Below are 6,615 nucleotides of genomic sequence, written 5' to 3' on the forward strand. Positions count from 1 at the left end.
AGCTCGAATCCAGGCGGCACAGTCCCGTTCATTGTGTCCTGGCCGGCCGGGCTGGAGGGCGGGAAAAAGTGCGACGTTCCCATGTGGTCGATTGATCTGTTTGCTACGGCTCTCGACGCTGCGGGGCTGCCCATGCCACAGGACAAGCCTCTGGACGGCAAGAGCATCCTGCCCGTCCTCAAAGGTGAAACCGACAAACTGCACGACGAATTGTACTGGAGCTCTGCGGGTGCCAATGGAAAGTGGGCCATCCGCAGCGGGAATTGGAAACTGGTCGCGCAGAGAGATCGCATTGAACTCTTCGATCTTGAAAAAGATCTCAGCGAAACCACCAACCTTGCTGCCAAACACCCGAAAGTGGTTTCCCTGCTCACTGACAAATACAACTCATGGCTCGACGAAATGGCGGACCCGGTAAGCAAGCAGGGAAAACGCTGGAATCCTGATGCCAGTGCACCAGCCAAAAAGATGTCGAAAGAAGAAAAGAAAACGGCGCGCGAAAAAGAGAAAGCCAAACGCATCAAAGCCCGCGAAGCAAAGAAGAGCGACCAAATTCCAACATCATCCAAATGACTTGCACAGTGGGGTACGCGATTTACATCACATACTGTTATCCGAAATTCTCACCATGAAAACCTTTGTTACATTCTCGATCTTCTTTTTGTCGGCAATGGCCGCCACAGCGGCTCATGGAGAGCGTCCGAACGTATTGCTAATCGTCTGCGACGACCTGAACAACCACGTCAGTACGTCGGGGTACCAGCCGCTCAAGACGCCGGGCTTGGAGAAGCTGGCGGCCGCGGGCATGACATTCAGCCGAGCCTACTGCCAGTATCCGGTGTGCGGCCCGTCGCGGGCGTCGTTTCTCAGCGGGCTTTACCCTGAATCGTCGGGCATCCTCAACAACACGCTGGACATCCGCAACGTGCGCCCCGGCACACAGTCAATGCCGCAAGTGTTCAAGACCAACGACTATTGGACGGCCAGCGTGGGTAAGGTTTTTCATAACATCAACTCCGACCCGGGCGACGTTGCGTGGCACGAAGTGATCAGGTTCAACAACGAAGAAAACCCCGTCGAAAGGACGCTGCGCAAGGCTTACGAAGCCGAGCACGGGCCGATCACGGACAAAGACGATCGGTCCTGGCATCGCCACCTCAAAGAACACCGCAGCGCCTTGGCCGGACAGACGCCGCCGGGCTACGGCCCGACCCAAATGCGTGACGAACAGCACAAGGATGGCAAGAACGTACGCCAGGTCACCAAGTGGTTGGACGACAAAGCCCACGCCAACAAGCCATTTTTCATCGCCTGTGGTATCCAAAAACCACACGTGCCATTCTGGGCACCGCAAAAATACTTCGACCAGCACCCGCTCAGCGCGATCGAATACCGCCCAACTCCCAACGGCGACTGGAAGAACAGGCCCCCGCTGGCAATCTCCAAGCGGTACCAAGCGTTTGGCTTCGAATTGGAGGAAGAAAACGACGAGTTGCGTCGCAAGTACACCCAGGCCTACCACGCTTGCATCAGCTTCATCGATGCACAGATCTCCTTGCTTTTTGATGCGTTACAGCGCAACGGCCGTTGGGACGACACGATCATTATTCTTACCTCAGACCACGGCTATCACCTGGGCGAGCACGCACTATGGGGCAAAGTGACGCTGTTCGAGGAATGCGCGCGGGTGCCGATGATCGTCCGCGTGCCCGGACTGACAAAGGACGGCGCCAACAGTGAGGCGCTCGTGGAACTGGTCGACTTGTTCCCGACACTCGTGGAACTGTGCGCAATCACTGGTCCGAACGAACTTCAGGGCAACAGCCTTGTCCCCTTGCTTGAAAACCCGAATGCCAACGGTCGATTGGCTGCATACACGGTGGTCAGCCGGGGCAAGACGCTGGGCCGATCGATCCACACGTCACGTTGGCATTACGGCGAATGGGGTAGCGAGGATCAGGCCGAGTTGTACGACCTGATCAACGACCCATACGAAGACAACAACTTGGCGTCCAATCCGCGTTTCGCTGAGCAACGCCGTCAGATGCACTCGCTGCTGATCGAGACGCGCAAAAGTGCTGAATCAAAACGCAAGTAGATCAAACCACCGGAGAAATAGCATGCAAAGACCACGCCGATCGAGACACACCATGCCCCATTGCATCCACCTTTTCCTTCTTCTCCTGCTCCCATTTGCTTCGTCTGCCCGTGCCAACGAATTGAAACACAATTCTTCCGGCGGGCGGAATTCCGGAGAGCGTCCGAACATCATCATGTTTCTGATCGACGATCAGAACCCATCGAGCATCGCCGCGTTTGGGGGCGATACCTACACTCCCAATCTCGACCGGATGGCAGAGGAAGGAATGAAGTTCACTCGCGCCTACGTCAGCAGCTCGGTTTGTACTCCTTCTCGATACAGCTTCCTGACCGGTCGGTTTGCTGGGAACTCGCATAGCAAACTTTACGCCGAAGCGGTCGGCGGCAAAGAAAATCAGGGCCTTCCCAATTTCAATGTCGCACTGGAACGCGACAAGATGAACGTCGGAAATGTTCTGCGTGAAGCCGGCTATACCACCGGATTTGTTGGAAAATTTCACCTCACTTCCAGTTTGGATTTCCCGGAGTTTTACAAAGGGAAAGACAAATGGATCAACATACCCAAAGACGCGAGTCCTGGGCCTGAAACATCGGCTCAGTTCAAACGCAACGAACTCTGGATGCGTCGTTACCTCCAAACGCTGGGCTTTTCCTGGGCAAAGAACGTCTACCCAGAAAATGTGCGGTCGCCCTATTCCAGCCACAACCCAGAGTGGACGACGACGGCAGCCTTGGAATTTATCCAAGAAAACAAGGACGGCCCCTTTTACCTTCATCTTTGCAGCACCCTGCTGCACGGGCCGGATCGGTCCTGGCGAAAATCCATGGACCACCCGCTCATCACCGGAGAGGGCGAAGCCCGAAGTCTTCCCGAAGTCATGACACCGCGCGCAGAGCTTCTCAAAACAATCGCTGAAAAAGGTTTCGATCCCGATAGCCATGTGGCTGGTGAAGCGTGGATCGACGATTCGCTCGGGGCGATTCTCCGGAAGCTCAAGCAACTGGGAATCGATGACAACACGCTGGTGATTTTTGCGCCAGATCACGGTCGCGATGGCAAAGCTTCCGTCTTTTCAAACGGTGGTTGTCAAGTGCCAATGATCATGCGTTGGCCAAAAGGAATCGTCGCCGGGCAGGTGTGTGACGAACTCGTGCAGAATATTGACCTCGTACCCACTTTCTTCGAACTGGGTAAAGCGGAGAAACCGCAGTCTTACCGGATTGATGGACAGAGTCTCACCCCTCTTTTCGAAAACGGAACAGCCAAAGATTGGCGGAATCATCTTTATCTCGAAATGGGAACTGCGCGAGCAACAGTCACGAAGGAATGGTCCTACATTGCCGTTCGCTACACCAAACAACAGATTGCTGCCATCAAGAAATCCACGCCGCAAAACTTACCGAAAGCGATGTCCAATATTGGACGTCTGGGCATCGGAGTGAGAGGAGCAGAACGCCCAGGCTTCTTCGACGAAGACCAACTCTACCACCTGACGACGGACCCGAAAGAAATGAACAACCTGGCTTATCATAAAGATCAGGCCACTCGCGTAAAAGAGATGCGTGATCTCATGCAGCAGGACCTCGAAGTCATTGGTCGCCCTTTTGGAGAGTTCATTCCCGGAGGAAACGCGGCTCTGCCCGGCCAGATCGACAAACAGATCGAAATCGTTAAACAACTCGAAATCAAAGGCAAAAAGATAACGTTGCCACAAGCGTTCAGGACGGCCCCTGGAGTTGCCGATGAACCAACTCCCGATGACAAAGCGGAAAGAAAAGCGAAACGCGAAGCACGTAAAAAGACTCGCCAAGAAGCCAAATCAAACAATTAAACAACCTCGGATCATTCAAACGGTACCAAAGCGCCAACCGAGTCCAAGGAGTCTGCGGCGGTCGATCGGGCAGCACCAAGCAATAGCGAACCGAACGAAGCGGCGATCGCCCTCAGGGTTGTTAAGGAGAAGGGTGGATGACGTTCACCAGCTTTTCGCGACGAGTTTTTTTTCGCGCCTGGTGTCCGGTTCCAAGCTCGCTTTCTCACCTCCTTTGTGGCACAGGCACCTGCCTGTAATCAGGAACTTGGTGGCATAGTCATCCTGCCTGTGCTCAGGAACCTGGTGGCATAGGCATCCTGCCTGTGATCAGTAACTTGACAGCAGGCATGCCCGTCGGCACATGAGTAACTGTTTCTATCCGAAAGAGTGCCGTATCGGAAATCTAGATTGACGCCGCAAACGTTGACCACTTTTATCCGATAACCAGATTCTCGCGGTGAGAGACTCAACGGGTCTCCAGTCTTGTCGACGGTGAGCTGGTGCTAGTTCCCAGTGGACATTGAGCACAACAGTTGAATCATGTTGGACAGACTCATTGATCGTTCGGCTGGTGATTTACGAAGCGTAGTGCTGAGAATATCGCGAAAAACTTTGGGGATCACGACGGATGTCACTTGAGCGGATTCGTGCTGCGAGATTGTTTGGGCGAATGCGACTTCGAGACGTTTACCCGCGTTTGGCGGTTGCCCGAATAGAAACCAGTGAACCAACCCGCCGATTGCGTAGATGTCTGTTTTGAAGCTGATGGAACCGAAAGCCGGGTCAATTTGCTCGGGTGCCGCGAATCCAATCGTTCCACCGAGTACTGGCAAAGCCGATTTAGCGGACGCCTGTGAAAATCCAAAATCGGTGATCGTGATTCGATCGTGAGCATCAACGAGAACGTTGCTCGGCGTCAGGTCGCCGTGAATCAGTCCTACTTGATGCACCGCTTGGATCGCCTCGCATATTTGCACGAGCCATCTGATCCACTGTTGCTCTTTTGCGGCAGTGGCATTTTGAAGTGAGTGTCCGTCAATCCACTCGCTAATGACGTACGGACCGCCGTGTGGGGACTCGCCATATCCGAGGTAGCGAATGACACCTGGATGACTAACCTGCGACGCGATATCAATCTCGCGCAGGAACGACTGGCGTGCGTCTTCGATTTGCCAAAACGCTTTGCGAAGGAATTTGACAGCTACGGTTCGGCCGTCGGATTGCATCCTGGCGAGATAGACTTTTCCAAATCCGCCGCTGCCGATCAACTTGCCAAGTACAAACTCGTTGTAGTTGACGCGCGGCAATACCGGCGGGCTTCCTGCCGCGAGTGCGGTCTTTCCGGCGATTGCGGAGTTCGGAGCGAGCAGTTTGCGTATTCGCGACAGGCGACGCCGTACGGTTCGTTCGTCGATCCCCAGCGACTCGGCTAGCTCTCGCTGCGTCTGGCCGAATAGCAAACCCTCGACGATCGCAAACAGTTCGTCGGTCAGTTCTGACTTCAACGTAGCGAGAAAAGCGTCCGCGTCGTCTTCGGCATGGGAGTCGTCAACGATGGCGATCTCACTATCGAGCGGGAGTCTTTTCTGACCGCCGCCGCGCTTGATGGCTGACTGATGCTCGATAGATCGAGCCATTTTGCGGCGTGCGAATGTCGCGAGCAGTCGCCACAGCGAAACACTGCCACTGACCTGAATGCGACTGTGCCTCGCGGCATCAAAGAAACTTCCCATTGCGGATTGAACGACTTCACCCGGATCAATCGCGGACTGGTAGCGACGGCTGAGTCGGCTAGCGACTAGAGCCACCAAGCGTATCGCGTAGCGGTCGAATAAGACTTCGGCGGCTCGCTCGTCGCCTGATTTCCACTCGCGCAGCAACCAACCATCCGGACGATCCGTGATCGACTCGGGAAAATCAGAATTTTTTTCGTGGCTGGTGTCCGGTTCCAAATTCGCTTTCTCACTTCCTTTGTGGCATAGGCATCCTGCCTGTGATCAGGAACTTTGTGGCATAGGCATCCTGCCTGTGATCAGGAATTTGACAGGCTGGAAGCCTATCCCACTTTAGGAGACACAAGAATGGCGATGGTGGTTACACAGCCCTGCATTGGGTGCAAAGACAAAGCGTGCTTGCCGGTTTGCCCGGTCGAATGTTTTCACACGAGCGAAGACGAACCCATGGTCTACATCGACCCCGACGAATGCATCGACTGCGGAGCCTGCGTGCCTGAATGCCCAACCGAAGCGATCTTCTACGAAGACGATGTGCCGGACCCATGGAAAGGATTCATCGAAATCAACGCGAAGAAGTCACAGGAATGCCCGTCGGCACATGAGTAACTGTTTCTATCCGAATGAGCGCCGTATCGATGATCTAGATTAAAGCCGGGAACGTGGACCACTTTCTTCGGATAGAACTCTGAGACTTCATAACCTGGAGGTCTGCGTCGTACAAAGACAACAGAGACCTTTGGTCAGAATCGGACCGCGGAGCGTTCCGGCGACAATCGGATAGTACTTTCCCTGAGACACCCAGAGAGAACTTTGGCCGGCCAGCGATGACGTAAGTCCTTGCCAGATAAGCGGTAAACAACGAAAAAAGCCGGCGTCAGTCCATGGGACCAACGTCGGCTTGTTCGTTAACCCGGCGGTCGGAGTAAACCGTCCAGATTCTAAAAAGTTGAGCGAACCGAACCTCT

Annotated in this window: 5 protein-coding genes; 4 read left to right on the plus strand and 1 reads right to left on the minus strand. The window is 54.4% G+C overall.

What is annotated here, in order from left to right:
- The first annotated feature begins 30 nt into the window (after positions 1-30).
- The 3 genes from NHH03_RS04645 to NHH03_RS04655 all read left to right on the plus strand — a co-directional run bounded on the left by NHH03_RS04645 (position 31) and on the right by NHH03_RS04655 (position 3,932).
- Positions 31-573 (plus strand): sulfatase family protein, encoded by a 543-nt coding sequence (locus NHH03_RS04645; protein WP_390895501.1) that lies wholly within the window; start codon positions 31-33, stop codon positions 571-573.
- Positions 574-670: 97 nt separating this feature from the next.
- The gene (locus tag NHH03_RS04650; RefSeq protein WP_253154588.1) at positions 671-2,098 is read left to right on the plus strand and encodes a sulfatase; all 1,428 of its coding nucleotides are present in this window, start codon (positions 671-673) and stop codon (positions 2,096-2,098) included.
- Between the two features lie 52 nt (positions 2,099-2,150).
- Positions 2,151-3,932 (plus strand): sulfatase family protein, encoded by a 1,782-nt coding sequence (locus tag NHH03_RS04655; protein WP_253154585.1) that lies wholly within the window; start codon positions 2,151-2,153, stop codon positions 3,930-3,932.
- A 485-nt stretch (positions 3,933-4,417) separates the two neighbouring features.
- Here NHH03_RS04655 and NHH03_RS04660 read toward each other — a convergent pair whose 3' ends face one another.
- Positions 4,418-5,866, minus strand: a complete 1,449-nt coding sequence (locus NHH03_RS04660; protein ID WP_253154586.1) for a protein kinase domain-containing protein — start codon at positions 5,864-5,866, stop codon at positions 4,418-4,420.
- Positions 5,867-5,995: 129 nt separating this feature from the next.
- Between NHH03_RS04660 and NHH03_RS04665 the strand changes: the two genes are divergently transcribed.
- Complete coding sequence (locus tag NHH03_RS04665) at positions 5,996-6,256, plus strand: 4Fe-4S dicluster domain-containing protein (protein WP_253154587.1); 261 nt, start codon at positions 5,996-5,998, stop codon at positions 6,254-6,256.
- Positions 6,257-6,615 lie beyond the last annotated feature (359 nt).

Source organism: Stieleria tagensis (assembly GCF_024129865.1).
GTDB lineage: Bacteria > Planctomycetota > Planctomycetia > Pirellulales > Pirellulaceae > Stieleria > Stieleria tagensis.

Coding starts and splice junctions, on each gene's coding strand:
- NHH03_RS04650 (WP_253154588.1), top strand. CDS start 671: ATGGCCGCCACAGCGGCTCATGGAGAGCGTCCGAACGTATTGCTAATC.
- NHH03_RS04655 (WP_253154585.1), top strand. CDS start 2,151: ATGCCCCATTGCATCCACCTTTTCCTTCTTCTCCTGCTCCCATTTGCT.
- NHH03_RS04665 (WP_253154587.1), top strand. CDS start 5,996: ATGGCGATGGTGGTTACACAGCCCTGCATTGGGTGCAAAGACAAAGCG.